The 20,253-nt window shown below is 60.9% G+C and carries 18 protein-coding genes; 12 read left to right on the forward strand and 6 right to left on the reverse strand.

Features of this window, described 5'->3' with window-relative positions; all coding sequences use genetic code 11:
* Positions 1 to 89 precede the first annotated feature (89 nt).
* A complete protein-coding gene (locus C8D72_RS01755; RefSeq protein ID WP_115852690.1) occupies positions 90 to 1,751 on the reverse strand; it encodes an AMP-binding protein in 1,662 nt (553 codons plus the stop codon).
* 370 nt (positions 1,752 to 2,121) lie between these two features.
* On the opposite strand from C8D72_RS01755, the gene C8D72_RS01760 reads away from it, so the two are divergent.
* The 3 genes from C8D72_RS01760 to C8D72_RS01770 are packed head-to-tail and all read left to right on the forward strand — an operon-like array spanning position 2,122 to position 5,617.
* Positions 2,122 to 2,904 carry an SDR family NAD(P)-dependent oxidoreductase gene (locus C8D72_RS01760; RefSeq protein ID WP_115852691.1) on the forward strand — a complete coding sequence of 261 codons (783 nt, stop codon included), beginning with the start codon at positions 2,122 to 2,124 and terminating at the stop codon, positions 2,902 to 2,904.
* Positions 2,905 to 2,933: 29 nt separating this feature from the next.
* Positions 2,934 to 4,145 carry an acyl-CoA dehydrogenase family protein gene (locus tag C8D72_RS01765; protein WP_115852692.1) on the forward strand — a complete coding sequence of 404 codons (1,212 nt, stop codon included), beginning with the start codon at positions 2,934 to 2,936 and terminating at the stop codon, positions 4,143 to 4,145.
* Positions 4,142 to 5,617, forward strand: a complete 1,476-nt coding sequence (locus C8D72_RS01770; RefSeq protein ID WP_115852693.1) for a phosphotransferase family protein — start codon at positions 4,142 to 4,144, stop codon at positions 5,615 to 5,617. The genes C8D72_RS01765 and C8D72_RS01770 overlap by 4 nt, the downstream gene beginning before the upstream one ends.
* A gap of 53 nt (positions 5,618 to 5,670) precedes the next feature.
* Here the strand turns inward: C8D72_RS01770 and C8D72_RS01775 are convergent, their stop codons facing one another.
* Entirely contained in the window at positions 5,671 to 6,390 is a 720-nt protein-coding gene (locus C8D72_RS01775) for a 16S rRNA (uracil(1498)-N(3))-methyltransferase (protein ID WP_115852694.1), read from the reverse strand.
* A 160-nt stretch (positions 6,391 to 6,550) separates the two neighbouring features.
* Between C8D72_RS01775 and purD the strand changes: the two genes are divergently transcribed.
* The 5 genes from purD to C8D72_RS01800 all read left to right on the forward strand — a co-directional run bounded on the left by purD (position 6,551) and on the right by C8D72_RS01800 (position 11,774).
* Positions 6,551 to 7,831 carry a phosphoribosylamine--glycine ligase gene (purD, locus tag C8D72_RS01780; protein ID WP_115852695.1) on the forward strand — a complete coding sequence of 427 codons (1,281 nt, stop codon included), beginning with the start codon at positions 6,551 to 6,553 and terminating at the stop codon, positions 7,829 to 7,831.
* Positions 7,832 to 7,910: 79 nt separating this feature from the next.
* The gene (locus C8D72_RS01785) at positions 7,911 to 8,783 is read left to right on the forward strand and encodes a phosphoribulokinase (protein ID WP_115852696.1); all 873 of its coding nucleotides are present in this window, start codon (positions 7,911 to 7,913) and stop codon (positions 8,781 to 8,783) included.
* Positions 8,784 to 8,831: 48 nt separating this feature from the next.
* Positions 8,832 to 9,173 carry a histidine triad nucleotide-binding protein gene (locus C8D72_RS01790; protein ID WP_115852697.1) on the forward strand — a complete coding sequence of 114 codons (342 nt, stop codon included), beginning with the start codon at positions 8,832 to 8,834 and terminating at the stop codon, positions 9,171 to 9,173.
* Positions 9,174 to 9,578: 405 nt separating this feature from the next.
* The gene (locus tag C8D72_RS01795) at positions 9,579 to 10,946 is read left to right on the forward strand and encodes a NarK family nitrate/nitrite MFS transporter (RefSeq protein WP_115852698.1); all 1,368 of its coding nucleotides are present in this window, start codon (positions 9,579 to 9,581) and stop codon (positions 10,944 to 10,946) included.
* Positions 10,947 to 11,108: 162 nt separating this feature from the next.
* Positions 11,109 to 11,774, forward strand: a complete 666-nt coding sequence (locus tag C8D72_RS01800) for a 3-demethoxyubiquinol 3-hydroxylase (protein ID WP_115852699.1) — start codon at positions 11,109 to 11,111, stop codon at positions 11,772 to 11,774.
* On the opposite strand, the gene C8D72_RS01805 is transcribed toward C8D72_RS01800, so the two are convergent.
* The 4 genes from C8D72_RS01805 to C8D72_RS01820 form a co-directional block, all read right to left on the reverse strand.
* Positions 11,775 to 12,920 (reverse strand): AI-2E family transporter, encoded by a 1,146-nt coding sequence (locus tag C8D72_RS01805; protein WP_115852700.1) that lies wholly within the window; start codon positions 12,918 to 12,920, stop codon positions 11,775 to 11,777.
* A 155-nt stretch (positions 12,921 to 13,075) separates the two neighbouring features.
* Positions 13,076 to 13,495, reverse strand: a complete 420-nt coding sequence (locus C8D72_RS01810; protein ID WP_115852701.1) for an OsmC family protein — start codon at positions 13,493 to 13,495, stop codon at positions 13,076 to 13,078.
* Positions 13,496 to 13,560: 65 nt separating this feature from the next.
* Entirely contained in the window at positions 13,561 to 14,238 is a 678-nt protein-coding gene (gene murU / locus C8D72_RS01815; RefSeq protein ID WP_115852702.1) for an N-acetylmuramate alpha-1-phosphate uridylyltransferase MurU, read from the reverse strand.
* 1 nt (position 14,239) lies between these two features.
* A complete protein-coding gene (locus tag C8D72_RS01820) occupies positions 14,240 to 15,256 on the reverse strand; it encodes an aminoglycoside phosphotransferase family protein (RefSeq protein WP_115852703.1) in 1,017 nt (338 codons plus the stop codon).
* Positions 15,257 to 15,424: 168 nt separating this feature from the next.
* On the opposite strand from C8D72_RS01820, the gene C8D72_RS01825 reads away from it, so the two are divergent.
* From C8D72_RS01825 to apaG, 4 genes are all read left to right on the forward strand, one after another.
* A complete protein-coding gene (locus C8D72_RS01825) occupies positions 15,425 to 17,860 on the forward strand; it encodes an LPS-assembly protein LptD (RefSeq protein ID WP_115852704.1) in 2,436 nt (811 codons plus the stop codon).
* Positions 17,861 to 17,961: 101 nt separating this feature from the next.
* Entirely contained in the window at positions 17,962 to 18,951 is a 990-nt protein-coding gene (locus tag C8D72_RS01830; protein ID WP_115852705.1) for a peptidylprolyl isomerase, read from the forward strand.
* A gap of 102 nt (positions 18,952 to 19,053) precedes the next feature.
* On the forward strand, positions 19,054 to 19,857 hold the full coding sequence (gene rsmA / locus C8D72_RS01835; RefSeq protein WP_115852706.1) for a 16S rRNA (adenine(1518)-N(6)/adenine(1519)-N(6))-dimethyltransferase RsmA: 804 nt from the start codon (positions 19,054 to 19,056) through the stop codon (positions 19,855 to 19,857).
* Positions 19,854 to 20,237: a Co2+/Mg2+ efflux protein ApaG gene (apaG, locus tag C8D72_RS01840; protein ID WP_115852707.1), complete on the forward strand. Its 384-nt coding sequence runs from the start codon at positions 19,854 to 19,856 to the stop codon at positions 20,235 to 20,237. Before rsmA ends, apaG begins: the two co-directional genes overlap by 4 nt.
* Positions 20,238 to 20,253 lie beyond the last annotated feature (16 nt).

Genomic DNA, 20,253 nt, shown 5'->3' on the forward strand with positions numbered 1-20,253 from the left:
CTGACAGGGTTCTGGCCGGTCCGGGAACAATACTGGTCTGAAAAAGGCCCCTGAACCCTGCCGGGGTCAGGGGCCTTGTCATGAGGGGGTCAGGCGGTGGCCATCTGCGTTTTCTGATGCTCGCGCAGCGCATATTTCTGCAGCTTGCCGGTCGAGGTTCTGGGCAGTGACGTTTGAAACGTGATATGCCGCGGCACCTTGAAGTGCGCCATGTGCTCACGACACCAGTTCAGCAGGTCGGCCTCATTCGGAGTGTCGGTTCCGGAGGCCGATACCACGAAGGCATGGGGGGTTTCGCCCCAGAAATCATGCGGTCTGGCGATCACGGCGACCTCGCGGATGGCGGGATGGCTCATCATGATCTCCTCGATCTCGATGGAGGAGATCGATTCGCCCCCCGAGATGATGATGTCCTTGGCGCGATCGCGAATTTCGATATAGCCATCCTCGTGCATGACGGCGATATCACCGGTGTCGAGCCAGCCTCGGCCCATGGCTTCCCGTGTGGCGTCGGGATTTTTAATGTAGCCCTGCATGATCGTGTTGCCACGCAGCATGAGATGGCCCAGCGACTGGCCGTCGGCGGGCACGTCCTCGTGGGTCACCGGGTCCTTCAGGGCGACACGCTCGATGGCGAAGGTGCCCACGCCCTGGCGGATCTGAAGGCGCGCACGCGCTTCATGGGTCATTGATGACCACTCCGGCTGAAACTGGCAGACCAGTGAGGGGCCATAGGTTTCGGTCATGCCGTAAAGGTGCAGCACGTCAAACCCCAGCGCGCTCATGCGGGCGATGGTGGCGGAATTGGGCGGGGCGCCGCCCGTGGCCAGCAGTACCGGCCGGGGCAGCGGTGTAGACGCCTCGGGGCGGTCCAGCAGCATGGTCATGATGATGGGGGCGGCGGCCATGTGGGTGATGCCCCGGGCATGAATCATGTTCAGTACCCGGGCCGGTTCAACCCGCCGCATGCAGACATGCGTGCCACCGGCCGCCGTGACCGCCCAGGTGTGGGTCCAGCCGTTGCAGTGGAACATGGGCAGCGTCCACAGATAGACCGTGCGGTCATCCATCTTCAGCGTCAGCGTATTGGACAGCGCATTGAGATAGGCGCCCCGGTGGCTGTAGATCACGCCCTTGGGATTGCCCGTGGTACCCGAGGTGTAGTTGAGCGCGATGCAGTCGCACTCGTCATCGGGCAGCCTCGGTGAGCAGGGCGTCGCGCTTTCCAGCAGCGACTCGTAGGCGTGAGGCGCCGGCCGATCCCATGGTGAACCATCATCACTGGCATCCTCGACCTCGATCAGCAGCGGTGGCGAAGACTCAAGCTGTGCCAGCGCCTTCACGACGACGCTGCGCAGGCTTCGATCAAAGATCAGCACGCGTGACTCGGCGTGCGCCATGATAAAGGCGATCGAGGCACCATCGAGTCTGGCATTGATGGCATTGAGGACACCGCCCGCCATCGGCACGCCGTAATGGGCCTCCAGCATCGCCCTTGAGTTCATGCCCAGGGTCGAAACCACATTGCCCGGTGTGATACCCATGGCCTGCAGGGCGCCGGCGAGCTGTCGACTGCGCTGGTAAAAGCCTCGATAGGAGAGAGTGACATCACCATCCACGACCGCCAACCGGTCCGGATGAACTCGCACGGCGCGTTCCAGAAAACTGATGGGGGACAGGGGCACATGATTGCTTTCCCCCTGTGGTGGGCCTGATGACTGCTGTGTTGCGCCGGAATTATCCAATGCCATATCTCCACGATATTGTAAATATGCCTTTTTATTTTTAATGAGTATTAATTAAATAAATGATGCGGGGCACAATAACCCTGACAATCAAGATGTTTATTCAATATCAGTTAATAAACAGACTTTTTTAATTTAATAAAAATTAAATTAACCTGCCTATATACCTGTCTACAATATAAACATGTGCGGTCTGTTTTTTGTTTTCTATAAACGACATGGTCGATACGGCACACCCAGGCCGGAAAATACGTCGTAGTTTGAAGGTTATTCTTGATTAATTTCTGCGGCTGCATACATCGTTTATATTTAATATTGAATATAATTATGTGTTGGCATGTGTGAGTCATTTATGGAACCCGATGCTGGAGCAGCGATGACGGCGGATATTGAAAAGCGCCTGCGCCTGGACGGTCAGGTGGCGTTGATTACGGGTGCCGCCAGCGGGCTGGGCGCGCATTTCAGTCAGGTGCTTGGCAGTGCCGGAGCATCACTGATGCTGACCGGCCGGCGCCGGGCGCCGCTTGAGGCGCAGGCCGACGAATTGCGTGCCCGGGGCGTCAGGGTCTGGGTATGTGACATGGACATTCGTGATGAAGACGATGTGAATCGCGCGCTCGAGACGCTGGCGCTTGAGGCGGGGCAGGGCCCGGATATCGTGGTCAACAACGCCGGCATTACGGACACGACCTCGGCGATGTCACGTGAGATGGAGGCATGGACCGATATCGTGGATACCAACCTCAACGGTGCCATGCGCGTGTCACAGGCCGCAGCCCGGGACATGCAGGCCCGGGAACGGGGCGGCGTGATCGTTAATGTGGCCTCGATTCTCGGTCTGCGGGTGGCCGGTCACGTGGCGGCCTACAGCGCCAGCAAGGCCGGGCTGGTGCAGCTTACCAAAAGTCTGGCGCTTGAATGGGCGCGCCACGGCATTCGCGTGAACGCGCTGGCCCCGGGCTATATCGACACACCGCTGAATCACGATTTTTTCCAGAGCGAGCAGGGGCAGAAGCTGGTCCGGCGTATTCCCCAGAGACGCCTGGGTGCGCCGGAGTCCCTGGATGGCCCCTTGCTGCTGCTGTGCAGCGAGGCCGGTAACTACATGACCGGCAGCGTGCTCACGGTCGATGGCGGCCACATGGTCAGCTCGCTCTGACGCTCACTTCCTACCTGTCTGGATATCACATGGATTTCTCACTCCCCCGGGACATTGAACAGTACCGTCAGCGCATCAGTACCTTTGTGGATGAGCGCATCATGCCGCTGGAGCGGGATCGGGCCAATTACGATGAGCATGAAAACATCGTGGATCATCATCTGCAGCGGCTGCGCGGCGAGGTGAAGGAGGCCGGACTCTGGTCGCCTCAGATGCCGCAGTACCGCGGCGGCATGGGGCTTTCCATGGTGGGCATGGCGGCCTGCTATGAGGCGATGAACCGCTCCATCTTCGGACCGGTCTGCTTCAACGCCGTGGCCCCCGATGACGGCAACATGATGGTGCTCGAAAAGGTGGGTACCGACGAGCAGAAAACGCGCTGGCTGCAGCCGATTGTCGATGGCCGGGTTCGCAGTGCCTTTGCCCTGACCGAGCCGCACCCCGGCGCCGGCTCCGACATGGCCGGCATGATGCAGACCCGTGCCGAGCGACGCGGTGATCGCTGGGTGATCAACGGTCACAAGTGGTTTATCACCGGCGCCGGGCTTGCCGAGCACTTCATGCTGGTGGCAAGAACCAGTGACGATGCGCGCAAGGGTCTGACCGTCTTTTTGTTTCATCGTGACCAGCCCGGCTGGGAGATCAAGCGTCGCATTCCGATCATGGGCCCCGAGGAGCACGGCGGCCACTGCGAGCTGATCTTTGACGGGCTCGAGATTCCCGATGATCAGGTCGTGCTTGGGGTGGGCGAAGGCATGAAAGTGGCCCAGATCCGTCTGGCCCCGGCGCGCCTGACCCACTGCATGCGCTGGCTGGGTCTGGCACAACGCGCGATGGAAGAGGCGCTCGGCCATGTCGAAATGCGTCAGGCCTTTGGGGCGGCGCTGGCGGACAACCAGAGTATCCAGACCTCGCTGGGCGAAGTGGCGATGGAGATCGAGGTGGGTCGGACGCTGGTCATGAAGGCGGCCTGGGCACTCGATCAGGGCAGCTTCGCCCGCAAGGAAGTCAGCATGGCCAAGGTGGCGGTCTCCAACGTGCTCAACAAGGCAGTGGATCTGGCCATTCAGGTGCACGGTGCCAAGGGCTACTCGCAGGACACGGTGCTGGAGTGGATCTACCGCTACGCCCGTCAGGCCCGCATTGTGGACGGCGCCACCGAAGTCCATCAGATGCTGCTGGCGCGCATGCTGCGCAGTGAAGGCAACGATTTCTGGCAGTGGGGGGTCGCCGATTCATGAGTGATACCGATACTGGTTCGGATTCGGCCCTGTGTGCCTGGCTGACACGGCAGAGCAGCGCCGAGAGTGTGGTGATCAGCGCTCAGCGTCGCCTGGGCGGCGGCGCCGTACAGGACAATCTCCTTCTGGACGTGACGGTCACCGGTGGCCCCATGGCGGGTGAGCAGCGCTGGGTACTGCGCAGCGATGCCCGCGCGTCGCTGGCCATCAGTGCCAGCCGTGCCGAGGAGTTTGTTCTGCTTGAGCGCGCCTGGCACCACGGTATCCGCGTGCCCGAACCCCTGTGGATGTGTGAGGACGACAGCGTGCTGGGCCGTCCTTTCATGATCATGCGCCATGTTGGGGGCGAGGCCTCGCCCCGAGCGCTGGTCGCCCGAGCCGGTGATAACGCATTCGAGCCGCTGGTAGAAGCGCTGGGCGCGGAGCTGGCCCGTATTCATGCCCTGCCGTTGCCCGATGACGCCCTTCACCAGCACCAGGAGACTGACGTGGTGGCCCGGCAGCTGTTTGATTTTCAGACCCGGCTGGCGCGTCTGGAGCAGCCACAGCCGGTGCTGGCATGGGCGCTGCGCTGGCTGGCGCGCCACCCGCCGGCGCCATCACGCACCGTGCTGGCCCACAATGATTTTCGCACCGGCAATCTCCTGATCGATGACGGCCAGCTTGAGGCCGTGCTGGACTGGGAGTTTGCCGGTCTCAACGACGCCTTTGCCGATATCGGCTGGTTCTGTGCGCCCTGCTGGCGTTTCGGTGGGCCGGGTGAGGCCGGCGGGCTGGGCTCGATCGAGGCGTTTTTGCGCGGCTATGAAAATGCCGGTGGTGAGCGCCCTGATCAAAAGCAGCTCGACGGCTGGATCATACTGGCCACGCTGCGCTGGGCCGTGATCGCGCTGGAGCAGAGCGCTCGGCATGACAGCGGCGTACAGCCCGATCTGGAGCTGGCGCTGACATCGCATCTGCTGCCCGGGCTGGAGCTTGACCTGCTGCGCCTGATTCCGGTGGATGACGAGGTCGACCCGACACGGCTGCGTCACTCGGCCAACGATGTCGGTGTTGATGGCGATGGTCAGGCACTCCCCGGTGCCTGGGAGGCGCTTTCAACGCTCAATGAGGAGGCGCGTGACCTGATGGAGATCACGCGTCAGACGCTCAAGTCAGAGATTATCCCGGCGCTTGAAGGGGAGGCACGACATTCGGCCCTGATGGTGGCCAACGCGCTGTCGATCATTGCCCGCCAGCAGTATCAGGGCGAATCCATCTGGCATCAGGTCAGGGAGACGCTGTCGCATCAGCTCTCCCTGCCGATGGAGCCCGAGGATCCGCATGCCGCAGCGCGGACGCTGGTCGATGAGATCCACCGTGGCGAGCGCGATGACCCGGACCGGTTTGAAGCACTGCGTCATCTGCTCAGGGAAGATGCGCTGGCGCGTGCGCGCATCAGCCAGCCACGGGCGGCGCAGGCGGAACAGTAGTGGGGGCATGCAATCGCGCGCCGTTGTTACGCAACTCGTCCCGCAACAGTGGTTTAGAAAAGCCTTGAAAGCAGCGACACCACGGCCGTTTCGACACGCAGAATGCGCGCGCCCAGATGGATGCCCTCAAAGCCCATCGCCTGCAGCCTGTCCACTTCGTAGGGGATAAAGCCGCCTTCGGGGCCAATCGCCAGGGTCACAGGTTGATCCAGGGGTAGTCCGCGTGGGCAGCTTTCCCCGATGCCCGGGTGAGCCAGCAGCGCCCGATGCCCTGTTAGTGCCTTTGGCAGCTGATCCTCGATAAAGGGTTTGAAGCGGGGCTGCAGATCCACCACCGGCAATACCGTGTCGCGGGCCTGCTCAAGGCCAAGGCGCAGATGCGCCTCGATACGTTCGGGCTGAAGCTCGGGCGACTGCCAGTAGCTTTTCTCGACCCGAGCAGTGTGCAAAAGCGTCAGCCGCTTGACCCCCATGGTGGCGATGTTTTCCAGCGAGCGGGCCAGCATGCGCGGGCGTGGCAGGGCCAGCAGGAGATGCACCGGCAACGCCGGCGGTGGCGTGTCATCAAGATGCAAAATCTCGAACAGGGCGCGATCCCTTTCAAGTTCAAGCAGGCGGGCGCGGCCGATGCCTGCATCGGTCATCCCGACCGTCAGCTCCTCGCCGGGTGATGCCCGATGTATCTCGTGAAGATGGCGCAGGCGTCGACTATCGTGGATACAGGCCCGGTCGGGGGGGACAAGATCGTCAGGGGTAAGCAGCAGCAGATTCATGGCGGTGACATTTCCAGGCAAGCGGGCAAATCGACAGGGGCGGCGATGATAGCGCAGCTTTCACGGGCGGACGACCCGTTCGCTTTCTGACATAATGCGCCCGACACGCGCCCGACCAGACGGGTAACTGGCTTGAACCATGACGCAGGAAAGCTTCGGCATGAAGGTACTGATGATTGGCGGCGGTGGCCGCGAACACGCGCTGGCGTGGAAACTGGCACAGTCACCCCGGGTGGATGAGGTGCTGCTGGCCCCCGGCAATGCCGGCACCGCGCGTGAGCCCGGCCTTCGCAATGTCGATGTCGTCAGTGGCGACATCGAGGGACTGCTGGCCGTGGCGCTCAATGAGCAGGTGTCGCTCACGATCGTGGGGCCTGAAGCACCGCTGGTGGCCGGTGTGGTGGATCGTTTCCAGGCCGAGGGGCTCAGAATTTTCGGCCCGAGCGCGGCCGCCGCGCAGCTTGAGGGCTCCAAGTCCTTCAGCAAGGATTTCCTGGCGCGTCACGGTATCCCGACCGCCCACTATCAAAGCTTTACGGAAGTCGCCCCGGCGCTGGCGTATCTTGAATCCCAGGGCGCCCCGATCGTGATCAAGGCCGACGGCCTGGCGGCCGGCAAGGGCGTGATCGTGGCCATGGACATGGCGCAGGCGCGGGCTGCGGTTCAGGACATGCTGGAAGACAACGCCTTTGGCGATGCGGGTGCCCGGGTCGTCATCGAGGAGTATCTCGACGGCGAAGAGGCGAGCTTTATCGTCATGGCAGACGGCAATCACGTGCTGGAGATGGCCACCAGCCAGGACCACAAGCGGGTGGGCGACAACGACAGCGGTGCCAACACCGGCGGCATGGGTGCCTACTCACCGGCACCCGTGGTGACCGAAAGTGTGCGCCAGCGCGTCATGCGCGAGATCATCAAGCCGACCATTCAGGGCATGAAGGCCGACGGCCATGCCTACACGGGCTTTCTCTATGCGGGGCTGATGATCGATGATCAGGGTGCGCCACGCGTCATCGAATACAACTGCCGCTTTGGCGATCCCGAAACCCAGCCGATCATGCTGCGTCTGCAGTCCGATCTGGCCACGCTGTGCGAGGCCGCCATCGATGGTTGCCTCGATCAGTATCAGTGCCAGTGGGATGCACGCTCGGCGGTCGGTGTGGTCATGGCTGCCGAAGGCTATCCGGGCAGCTATCGCAAGGGCGATGCCATCACCGGCTTTGACGCGGCCCAAAAGCTTGGATGTCACGTCTTTCATGCCGGCACCCGCGAGAGTGAAAGCGGCGCCATCGAAACGTTCGGTGGACGTGTGCTGTGCGTGACGGCGCTGGGGGATGACGTGAAAAAGGCGCGCGATCTCGCCTATGAGGGCGTGGCAGCCATGCAGTTTGAAGGCGGATTTTACCGCCATGATATTGCCGCTCGCGCCATCAACCGATAACGCTGCACGCCGGTTTGCCTGCCGGGCAGGCCGGCGTCAATAACAACACCCGTATCGGGTCTGCAGCTCAGGAGGCGCCATGTCACGCGAGTACCCCGTGATTGCCATCACCGGCTCGTCCGGCGCAGGAACCACTACCGTGCGGCGCGCCTTTGAGCGCATGTTCTCCCGCAAGGGCATCAAGGCAGCCTTTGTCGATGGCGACGCCTTTCACCGCTATAGCCGTGAAGATCTGGCGCGCATCTTTCGTGATGAGCCCGAGCGCAAGCACGAGCTCTCGCACTTTGCGGTCGAGGCGAACCTGCTGGACCGCCTGGAGCGTCTTTTTGCCGAGTACGGCGAGCACGGTACCGGCACCTATCGCCATTACATTCATGCCGAAGACAAGCGCATGCTGGAAGCCGGCTATCATGTCGGCACCTTTACCGAATGGCACGCCCTGCCTACCGGTACGGATCTACTGTTCTATGAGGGACTGCACGGCGGGCTGGTCTCTTCCCATCACGATCTGGCCCAGCATGTTGATCTGCTGATCGGGGTGACGCCCACCGTCAATCTCGAGTGGATTCAAAAGATCGATCGCGACATCAACATGCGCGGTCACTCCCATGAAGCCGTGGTGGATACGATCCTGGGGCGCATGCAGGATTATGTGCGCTATATCGTGCCGCAGTTTTCCCGCACGCATATCAACTTTCAGCGCGTGCCCACGGTGGATACCTCCAACCCCTTCGAGCCGCAGGCGATTCCTTCGGACGCCGAATCCTTCGTGGTGATTCGCTTTCGCGACCGCGACAGCGCCGATTTTCCCTATCTGCTGACCATGCTGTCGGGGGCCTTCATGACGCGACCCAATACCCTGGTGGTGCCGGGGTCGCAGATGCCGCTGGCCATCGAGCTGATTCTGGAGCCGCAGATCGAGGCGCTGCTGGCGCAGCGGCGCTTTCGATAAATGCTCCGGCATCGATGATAACGATCCATTTTCGACAAGGGAGGTTTCATGTCCACGATCTTTTCCAAAATCATCAATCGCGAGATCAATGCCGACATCGTCTATGAAGACGATGACGTGCTGGCGTTCAACGACGTCAATCCACAGGCGCCGGTGCATGTACTGATCATTCCCAAAAAGGAGATTGCCACGCTCAATGATCTGACCGAGGCGGACGCCGAAGTGGTGGGCAAGCTGCATCTGGCGGCGGCGAAGATTGCGCGCGAGAAGGGGTTTGCAGACGAGGGCTATCGCGTGGTGATGAACTGCAACGAGCAGGGCGGCCAGAGTGTTTACCACATTCATCTTCACCTGATGGGCGGGCGCCGGATGAGCTGGCCTGCCGGCTGAGCCATCCGATTCCCCGTGACACAGCGCCTGGCGTCGATGACGGCAGGCGCTTTTTTATGGCTGCGTTTTATGGCCGGTCTTTATGCCTGAGCCAGAGCAGTCGACGCTGTCGGCGGTGTGATCAGGACGCTGCGCTGTTGTGGTGCACGACCCGGCCCGACGCTTGTGGGAACGATCATGGCTGCGCGCAGGACGGGCGTCGAACGGGGAAAAGACCGCGTTATCGTGTTGCATGACGCCATATCCGGCGAATCTGGCACGTGTCTTGCTCGGTTAATCGTCGTCACGACGCCACCGGTACCTGCATGACGCATGTCCCGGGGCGAGTACGACGACATCATCGTCCTGTCTGCCTGCTCCTGATGAGCGGACAGAGGTCATCGAGCATCCTATCGAGGCAGTGTCATGGAGATCAGAAACAAGGCCACACGCATTCGGCTTCTGGAGTTTAAAACGCCGCAGATGCGCGCGTTTCATCTGTCCTGGTTTGCGTTTCATGTCTGCTTTTTCGGCTGGTTCGGCATCGCGCCGATGATGGCCATCGTGCGTGATGACCTGAATCTGACCAAGACCCAGATCGGCAATACGATGATAGCCTCGGTCGCGGTGACCGTTGTGGTGCGACTGTTCATCGGGCTTCTGTGTGATCGCATCGGCCCGCGGCGGACCTATACCTGGCTCTTGTGCCTGGGGGCGCTGCCGGTCATGTCGATTGGTCTGGCCGACAGCTTTGAGAGCTTTTTGCTGGCGCGACTGGCCATCGGCGCCATCGGGGCGTCGTTTGTGATCACCCAGTATCACACCTCGATCATGTTCGCCCCCAACGTGGTGGGCACCGCCAATGCGGCCACGGCCGGCTGGGGTAACCTGGGCGGCGGGACGACCCAGATCCTGATGCCGCTGGTGCTGTCGGCCATATTGATGCTGGGCGTCAGTGAAACGCTGGGCTGGCGGCTGGCCATGGTGGTGCCGGGGGTGGTGCTGTTTCTGACCGGCCTTGCCTACTGGCATTTCACTCAGGACGCCCCGGAGGGCAATTTCAATGATTTGCGTCGTCGCGGTGAGCTCGTCGAGGCCAAAAACGAGTACGGGGCGCGGGCAAGCTTTGGCTCGGCCATCAGGGATATTCGCGTCTGGGCACTCTTTCTGGTGTACGGCGCCTGTTTCGGCGTTGAGCTGACCATCAACAATATCGCTGCACTTTACTATTTCGATAACTTTGAGCTGTCGCTGGCGACAGCCGGCCTGATCGCGGGGCTTTTCGGGCTGATGAATCTTTTCGCCCGTGCGCTGGGTGGCTTCTTCTCCGACCGCTTTGCCCGTCTGGGCGGTCTCAAGGGACGCGTGCGCTGGCTGTTTTTGACGCTGCTGTGTGAGGGGATCGCGCTGATGCTGTTTTCCCAGATGCAGGTACTGGGCATCGCCATTGTCACCATGGTGGTGTTCAGCCTGTTCGTGCAGATGGCCGAGGGCGCGACCTATGGGGTGGTGCCCTTTATCAACCGTCGTGCGCTGGGCGCCGTGGCCGGGATTGTCGGCGCCGGCGGCAACGTGGGCGCCGTGGCAGCCGGTTTTCTGTTTCGCTCGGAGTCAATAAGCTACCAGCAGGGGCTTTTCTTTTTAGGGATCACGGTCACCCTGATCGCCTTTGCCGCGCTGAGCGTGCGATTTCCCGGGGGGGCGACAAGCGAGGTGCCTGCGGCAGCCGGGGGAGTGGTTGATCGGCATCAAAAACCGGCTGGCGGGTATCGCAGCGGTGAGCAGATGGGCTGAGAGCGGCTGACAGGCCCGCGCGTCACGGGAGGGCAGTGGGCGGTGCATGACCATCATGCACCGCGTCTTTTGTCATCAAACGTCGCCAGCGCTGAGGATGGCCACTATAGTCAGGGCATCCACCGTTATTTTCCATCGTGAGCGACCTTCAGGAGTCATGCCATGTCCCGTCGATTCACGCGCAGTGATCGCCTTGTTGATCAATTCGATACCATGCTGCGCACTCTGGTGCCGGGCGCGACGCGTGCCAGTCGTGCCCAGCCGGGTATGGGGGTGCGGAATCAGCCCATGACGACCGACGAAACCCGGCACTCCATTGAAGTGCTGCGCCATCATCACCGCGGTCGGGTGATCGGTCAGGGCGTCTACCAGGGCCAGCGTTTTGCCACGGGTATCAGCAGTCGCTATCAGCCGGTGGATGAACTGTCGGTTCGAGGGGTCGATCATCTGGACTGGTGCGACACGCGCCTGCGTGAACTGGGGGGGCGGCCATCGCGACTGACGCCTTTTTATTATACGGCGTCCCTGGGGGCCGGAATGCTGTTGAGTCGACGCAGTCATGGCCGCGGACTCGGACTGGTCAATATGGGAGAAAGTCTGCAGGCGGAGTCGCTTGAGCGTCAGCTGGCGGCGCTGCCGGCCGGGGATGAAAAATCGCGCGCTGTCATTCGCCAGATGCTCGATGACAGCACGCGTCATGCCCGGGGCGCCCTTGAGGCGGGCGGTCAGCGCTGGCCTGCAGGCCAGCGCTGGATCACATCACTCGGGGCCCGGGTCTGCGAGTGGCGACGTCTGCGTCGCCACTCATCTACCACCATGATCGACTGATCAGTTGTTGTCGCGAGGTTCGTTGTCCGGTGTCTCCTGTGCTCTGTTCTGTTGAGGCTCTGTCGAGATCGGAGAAAGCTCGGTAATGACGCCGGCTTCGTCTTCTTCCTTCTCATGGGAGAAAAGATCCCATGCCGCAATGAAGAGTGCCGCAATCAACGGACCGATCACAAAGCCGTTGATGCCAAACAGTGCCATGCCGCCCAGCGTCGAGATCAGCACCACGTAGTCAGGCAGCTTGGTATCCTTGCCCACCAGTATGGGGCGCAGAAAGTTGTCGGCAAGGCCGATAATGACCACGCCGACAAAGATCAGAATGGCGCCGTCCACAAGGTTGCCGGTCATCAGGTAGTAGGCAGCGACCGGCGCCCAGACCAGGGCGGCGCCAATGGCCGGCAGCAGGGACAAGAAGGCCATGATGACGCCCCACAGCAGCGGTGCTTCTATACCCAGCCCCCAGAAGGCCAGGCCACCGATTCCGCCCTGTGTGGCCGCTACAATGATGTTGCCCTTGACCGTGGCACGCGTGACCGTAACGAACTTGTTGAGCAGCTGATACTTGTAGCGTGCGCTTAACGGGATGGCCTGACGAATGCGTCGACCCAGCGGAACGCCGTCACGGAACAAAAAGAACAGCAGATAGAGCATGATGCCCAGGCTGATGAAAAACTGCAGGGTATTCTGGCCAATGCTCAATGCCTTTGATGCCAGCATCTGACTGCCCTGCGAGGCGCCCTCGGAGACTCGATCGCGCAGCTGGGACAAATCGCCTATGCCGGTACTTTCAAGCCAGCCATCGACTGTCGGTGGCAGTGCCTGGCGGGCCTGCTCCACATAGGCACCGATATCCAGATCGCCCGAGCGGATACGCTGATAAACACTGGTCCCTTCCTGCACCAGTGAGCCGGCAATCAGGGTCACCGGAATAATCACGATAAAAATGCAGATCAGAACGTTGGTGATGGCTGCCAGATTGCGTCGTCCACCATAGAGACTCAAAAGGCGCCTTTGCAGGGGCATGAAAATCAGGGCCAGAATGACGCCCCAGAAAATGGCGCTGAAAAAGGGCAGCAGTATCCAGATAAAGGCCGCCGAGACCCCTACCAGCAGCAGCTCAAACGCCCTTTTTTCGATCGGTTTTTCCATACCTTCTCCTGCCCGGCCGCCGTGTCAGCATGGCTTGCCGGCAAATGTGGGACAGCAGTCACAAAAAGCCCGGCGTAATGCCGGGCATGCCACCAGTGTAGTTCGGCTTCGCCAAACGATGTTGGTCCGTCGACAGTCAGGGGACTTCGACGCCTTCAGGCCTCAACGATTTCCCAGGAGTGGGTAATCTCGACGCCGCCGTTGGCCAGCATCAGTGACGCGCTGCAGTATTTCTCGGCCGAGAGCTCCACGGCACGCTTGACCTGAGCTTCCTTGAGGGCAACGCCGGTGACCACAAAGTGCAGATGAATGCTGGTAAAGACGGCCGGCGTGGTATCGGCGCGTTCGGCCTTGAGCTGCGTGACACAGTCGGTCACCTTCGCGCGGGCCTTTTCAAGAATGTTGATCACGTCATAGGCACTGCAGCCGCCCAGCCCCATCAGGACCATTTCCATCGGCCGTGGTCCGGTGTTGCGACCGCCGTTGTCCGGGTTACCGTCGAGAATGATGGCGTGACCGCTGCCGGATTCGGCCACGAACTGTCGACCATCGGTCCATTTAATGCTGGCTTCCATGAGTCTTGCTCCGTACGAATAAAGAGGTAAATCCTCTCATGGGATCATTGATAAAGGGGCGATGATCACGCCATGCCCCGAGGGGAAAGTTGCTGCTCAAGACAGGCCAGCCGTTCGGGAGTGCCGATGTCTGACCATTGTCCCTTGTGGTGATGGCCGCCAAGCCGGCGCTGCTGCATGGCGTTGACCAGACAGGGTTTCAGCGGGCAGGGCGTATTGTCCGGTAGATCGGCCACCAGTGTCGGATGCATGAGCGCGATGCCGGCATAGACCAGGCGCGCCTCTCCCTGTTCGTGCAGGCGGCCGGTATCGTCGAGATAAAAATCCCCCTGACGATGATGGTCGGGCGGGTCGACCATGACCAGCCGCGCCAGATCGCTGCCGAGCGGCCCCAGAGTATCGGGCGTAATGTCGCACCAGACATCGGCATTGACCAGCCAGAAGGGCTCCTCACCCAGAAGGGGCAGGGCGTGGCGAATGCCGCCTGCCGTCTCAAGGGCAGTGGGCTCGACACTATAGCGCAACCGAACCCCGTAGCGTGCTCCATCGCCAAGTGCCGTCATGATCTGTTCACCCAGATAGCTGACGTTGATGACGATATCGGTAATGCCTGCCGCGTACAGCCGCTCGATATGGTATTCGATCAGGGCGTGGCCCCCCACCCTGAGCAAGGGCTTGGGACAGTGATCGGTCAATGTACGCATGCGCGAGCCGCGTCCGGCGGCAAGAATCATCGCTTTCATGTCAGCTCTCTTGACTGGCCGTGCGGTGTTGAATCAATCGTGCATCCAGCTTTGGCACAAAGCAGGTATCAAACCACTGCATGAACGTTTCAAATCCTGGCTGGCCCGTCAGGCCCTGGCGGACGTGTTCAACAAAAAGCGGCAGCAGGGTGAGATAGCGGGGCTTGTCATCGCGCAGGGCCAGGCGACAGAACAGCCCCAGCACCTTGAGACTGCGCTGGGCGCCGGTCAGATCGACCATGCGTCGAAACGCCTCCGGGGGCATGGGTACGATGATGCCTGCGGCCTGTGCCGCCTCGCGCCAGGTCTCGATCCAGCGCACCTGATCGTTTTCAGGCCAGGCGTTGTTGCGATCGCGCAGCAGCGATACCAGGTCATAGGCCAGCGGACCGCGGACCGCGCCCTGGAAATCGATGACCCAGAGACGTTCGTCATGACACATGAGGTTTTGAGCATGAAAATCACGATGAACGCACACCTGAGGCTGGGCGGTCAGCGCGGTAACCAGCTGGTCACGTACCTGCGGCCAGCTCTCGGGCACGGGGAGGTCAAGCCATCGGGTCAGACACCACTGCGGGAAAAGCTCGAGTTCATCAGTGAGCCAGCGCTCATCATACTCGGGCAGGGTGTCGACCGGCAGGGCTGCGATGGCCACCGAGGTCGAGATGGCCTGGCTCATGAGCGCTTCGCGCTGATCGGCCCGAGCAAGATGCTGGCGCAGCATGTCATCGCCCAGATCCTGCATTTCGATAAAGCCCTGATCCAGATCGACGTGGTACAGCTCTGGCACCTGGATACCATGCGAGCGCCATTGACGCGCGATCTCCACAAAGGCCCGGCTGTTTTCGCGCTCAGGCGGGGCATCCATTAATATGCGCGAATCGCCGTTGCCGAGAGACAGGCGAAAATAGCGCCGAAAGCTGGCATCATCTGTCACGATCTCGAGTTCGGGTGGCGTGGCCTCAAGGCCATGATGAGATGCCGTCCAGTGGCGCAGGGCGTCAAGGCGCGCTGTCATGGGAACTCCTGGTTGACGGTACGGTTGCGGCACCGCATGCTGAGCGCTCAATGGCCGCAACAGAACACTTTTGTCGCTGTTTTCAGGCTGCTGCGGTGTCTAATGCCGCGTACCATACCGATTTTTAAAAGCAATCACATCGCCTCATTGCAAGGAAGAACAAGGATCATGGGCCAGCGTATCTTCTGGACCGCCGCCTCGCTGACCGGTCTTCTCTCGACCATGGCTCAGGCGGCGCCCCAGCCACTGCCTGCAAGCGAACTTGACTGGCAGGCCTGGGGAGATGACCGCCCCGCCAATGCGCTGTGTCGGGGCCGCTATATCATGCCGGACTATAGTATCGATGCCGGCAGCGACCCGTCACAGGTGCGCACGGAATCCGATGACGCCGGGTATGGCAGTAACGGGGAAACCCTGCTGGATGGCGAGGTTGTTCTGCGCCAGGGGGAGCAGCAGCTGGAAGCCCGTCGTGCCACGCTCAACCAGGCGCGCACGAACGTATCGCTGCAGGGTCCAGTCGCCTATCGTCAGCCCGGTTTTCTGGTGCGTGGTGATCAGGGTCAGGTGGCACTCAACAGTGATGCTGCCGAGATCGATCAGGCCCATTATGTGGCCCATCAGCAGCGCCTGCGCGGTGACGCCGGCCAGCTGTCGCGTCTGGAGGATGGCCGTTATCGACTTCAGGACGCCTCTTTCACGACCTGTGAGCCACAGTCCAGTCTCTGGCGGCTGGTCAGCAGTGACATCACGCTGGATCAGGAAAAAGGCTACGGTACGGCGACCCATGCACGCATGGAAATCGAGGATGTGCCGGTCTTTTACTGGCCCTGGGTCCGTTTTCCTATCGATGATCGCCGTCTGACCGGCTTTTTGTGGCCTTCCGTCAGCTATGGCAGCGAAGCCGGGCTCGATTATGCCCAGCCGTTTTATCTCAACCTGTCTCCCAATTACGACGCTACCGTGACTCCGCGCTATATCTCCGGGCGTGGCGAGGCGATCGGCGGGCAGCTGCGCTATCTCTTTGACGAGGACGCCGGCACGCTGGAAGGCAATTACCTCGGTCACGACGATGGCGGGGATGACAATGACTTCAAGGGCGAGGATCGCTGGTTCGTACGCTACGCCCATGACGGACGCTTCTCGCGTCGAACCACCTATAATCTGCGCTACGGTGCGGCCAGCGATGGCGACTATTTCGACGATTTCGGCCAGACCTTCGAGGAGCAGGACACTGACAACCTTGAGCGTCTGGCGCGTCTGAATTATCAGGGCACCACCTGGAATCTGCAGGCGCGCGCCCGCGGCTATCAGAAACTCGATGACCCGTTGCGCGATAATGACAAGCCGTTCTACGAACTGCCGGCCCTGCTGGCCAGCGCGCGCTGGGATCAGGCCGGCGGCTTCTACGAGGAGCTCAACTCCAGCGCGACCTACTTCTGGCGTGATGTGGATTACAGTGATGGTTCAATCATTCCACAGGAGTCCGCCACCGGTGCCCGGGTTCACGTCGCGCCCGCTGTCGGCTTTCGCCGCTCGCCTTCCTGGGGCTTTTTCGAGCCGCGCGCCGAACTCATGGCGACCCAGTATGATCTGAACTGGCATGACCGCGATGACACCTCGGACTTTGATGACTCACCCAATCGAGTGCTGCCGGTCTTCTCGGTGGATTCGGGACTGATATTCGAGCGCGACACCAGTATTTTCGGCAGTGACTGGCGCCAGACCCTGGAGCCGCGTCTGTACTATGCCTATGTTCCCCATGAGGATCAGTCCGAGCTGCCCCAGTTCGATACCCGTGAACAGCCGCTGTCCTATTCACAGCTCTGGTCACCCTATCGCTTCAGCGGCTCGGACCGTATCGGGGATACCAACAAGGTCTCCTACGGGGTGAGTACCCGCTTTCTGGAAGACGACACCGGGCGTGAGCGACTGGGACTGTCGGTGGGCCAAAGTCGCTACTTCGAGGATCGCCGTGTCGTCGATGCCCGCTTTGAGGATCGCGTCCTCAACGAGGATAGCGAGCTTTACTATCGCAATACCCGTGATCGCTCGCCGATTGTCGCCGAAGCCGACTGGCAGATCAGCGACCGCTGGTCGGCGCGCCAGTCCTTTTTCTATGACGATCATCGCGATCGCACCGAAAAGACCTCGTCGTACCTGACCTATCAGGACACGGATAACCTGATCCTCAATCTGGGCTATCGCTGGACCGTTCAGGACTTTGATCCCTTCGGTGATCAGGATGATCGTCTGACCTATAACCGTGAAGAGTACGATATCTCGGCGGCCTATCGTCTGACCCCGGCAATTTCACTGCTTGGGCGCTATCTGTATGATCAGACCAACAATCGTACGCTCGAGACGCTGGCAGGGGTGCGCTTCAACGACTGCTGCTACGGGGTTCAGCTCGCCTGGCGTGAATATATCGACGATAACGATACGGCCCGCATCGACGATGACGATCGCAAGCACGGCCTCTTTCTGTCCTTTATCTTCAAGGGACTTGGCGGTGTCGGGCAGGGCAGCAGCGACGGCTACTTCTCCGAAGCCATTCCTGGCGTTCGGGAAACTGACTTCGGCGCCTATACCGGCGTGAGCAATTAGGCCACACGATAGCACGTGACCAGGCCGTAACCCGTAGCCAAGGCATGGCCTTGCTGCACTACTGACGTAACGTCGGTTTTATGGATGAAAAGAGAGATGTCATGAAAGCACGCAACGCAAACACGCTAGCCGCTCTGGGCCTTGCGCTGAGTCTTTCCGTTTCGCCGCTGGCAGTCGCTGCCGTGCAGCCTCTGGACCGTGTCGTCGCCGTGGTCAACGATGAGGCCATCATGTCCAGCGATCTGGATCAGCGTGTCGGGCAGGTGCGTCAGCAGATGCAATCACGCGACATCGGCATGCCGGATCAAAGCGAGCTGCGCGGACAGGTGCTCTCGCGCATGATTACCGAGCAGATCGAGCTGCAGATGGCCGAACGTGCCAACCTGAGCGTCAGTGACAGCGACCTCAACCAGGCGATGCGTGGCGTTGCCCAGCGCAACAACATGACGCTTGAGCAGTTTGCCGATCGGGTCGAGCAGGAGGGCATGAGCTACGGCCAGGTCAGAGAGCAGATCCGCCGTGAGCTTCTGATCACCCAGGTGCAGCAGCGCAGCGTGGCAAGCCAGGTCAACATTTCCGACCGGGAAGTGGATCAGTATCTGAAGCAGGCCGGCAGCAATGCCAATGTTCAGTACCATCTGGCCCATATTCTGATTGCCGTGCCGCAGGCACCTACTCCTCAGCAGGCTGAAGCAGCTCGTGACAAGGCCGAGCAGCTGCGTCAGGCCATCACATCGGGCCAGGCAGGCTTCCAGGAGGTTGCAGCGGCACAGTCCGATGGGCCTCAGGCGCTGGATGGTGGCGATCTGGGCTGGCGCTCCGGCGCCGAAATGCCCAGCATCTTTGATGATGTGGTCCCCAACCTGAACGTGGGGGAGGTCAGCGAGCCCGTCCGCAGCCCCAGCGGCTATCATCTGATTACCCTTCTGGACAAGCGCGGCGGTGGTAATGCCGAGCAGCAGCGTGAGCAGATTCGACGCACGCTCTTTCAGCGCAAGGTCAACGAGGAGCTTGAAGCCTGGACGCAGGAAATCCGCGCTTCGGCCTACGTCGATAATCGACTGGAGCAGGGCGGCGGCACAGCACCGTAACAGGCCGGATGCTTTTCGAGCGCCAGCGCTGATGACAGGCCGCGAGCAACCCTCGCGGCCTTTCGTTAGTGAAGGCAGTTATCTTTTACGCAAGGATCTTTCATGTCACGACAACCGGCCCCCATGCGGGCGCGCAAGCGTTTTGGGCAAAATTTCCTCCAGGACCACGGGGTCATCGAGCGTATCGTGGGCTCGATACACCCGCAAAAGGGTGACCGACTGGTCGAAATCGGGCCGGGACAGGGGGCGCTGACCGAGGAGTTGCTGGCAACGCACGGGGCGCTGGAAGCCATCGAGCTGGATCGGGACCTGATTCCGGGCTTGCGCACGCGCTTTTTCAACTACCCTGACTTTCACATGATCGAAGGGGATGCACTCGCCTTTGATTTCAGGGAATTTCGTGGGGACGGCCCGCCGCTGCGGGTGGTCGGCAATCTGCCCTATAACATCTCCACGCCGCTGATTTTCCATCTGCTGGGTGCAGGCGATGCCGTGCGTGACATGCACTTCATGTTGCAAAAGGAGGTCGTGGCACGTCTGGCAGCAGAGCCCGGTACGGGCCAGTGGGGGCGGCTGTCGGTCATGACCCGCTACTACTGTCAGGTGGAAGCGCTCTTTGATGTGCCGCCTCAAGCCTTTTTGCCCCAGCCCAAGGTGGATTCCAGTATCGTCCGGCTGACACCCTGGCAGACACGACCCCACGTAGCGCATGATGAAGAGCTGCTGTCGGATCTGGTGCGGCGTGCCTTCTCTCAGCGGCGCAAGACGCTGCGTAACAATCTGCGCGATGTCCTGAGCGCCGAGACACTGGAATCGCTCGGGATTACCCCCTCGCGTCGTCCGGAAACATTAAGCGTTGGTGAGTTCGTGGCGATCGCCAATTATCTGTCCGAGAACGCACCATGAGTGAGCCTGCCCGGGATATCGTGGTCGAGGTGGAAAGCTTTTATCTGCCGCAGGAGTCGGACCCTTCGCAGCAGCGCTTCGTATTTGGTTATCGGGTTGCCATTCGCAATCAGTGGGACTATTCCATACAGCTGCTGGCCCGCTACTGGCGTATTTCCCAGGGTAGCGGTGAGGTGCGTGAAGTGCGCGGTGAAGGGGTCGTGGGCAGACAGCCCATGATTGCGCCGGGGCTGCCCTTCAATTACAGCAGTCGCGCCATTCTCGACAGTCAGGTCGGGGTGATGGAGGGCAGTTATACTTTCATGGCGCCGGCGCTGGGAGAAACATTTGATGTGGCGATTGCGCCCTTTCGTCTGGCCTGTCCGCTGCACCTGCATTGATACCCGGAGGCAGTCT

The organism is Kushneria indalinina DSM 14324 (assembly GCF_003385845.1).
GTDB lineage: Bacteria > Pseudomonadota > Gammaproteobacteria > Pseudomonadales > Halomonadaceae > Kushneria > Kushneria indalinina.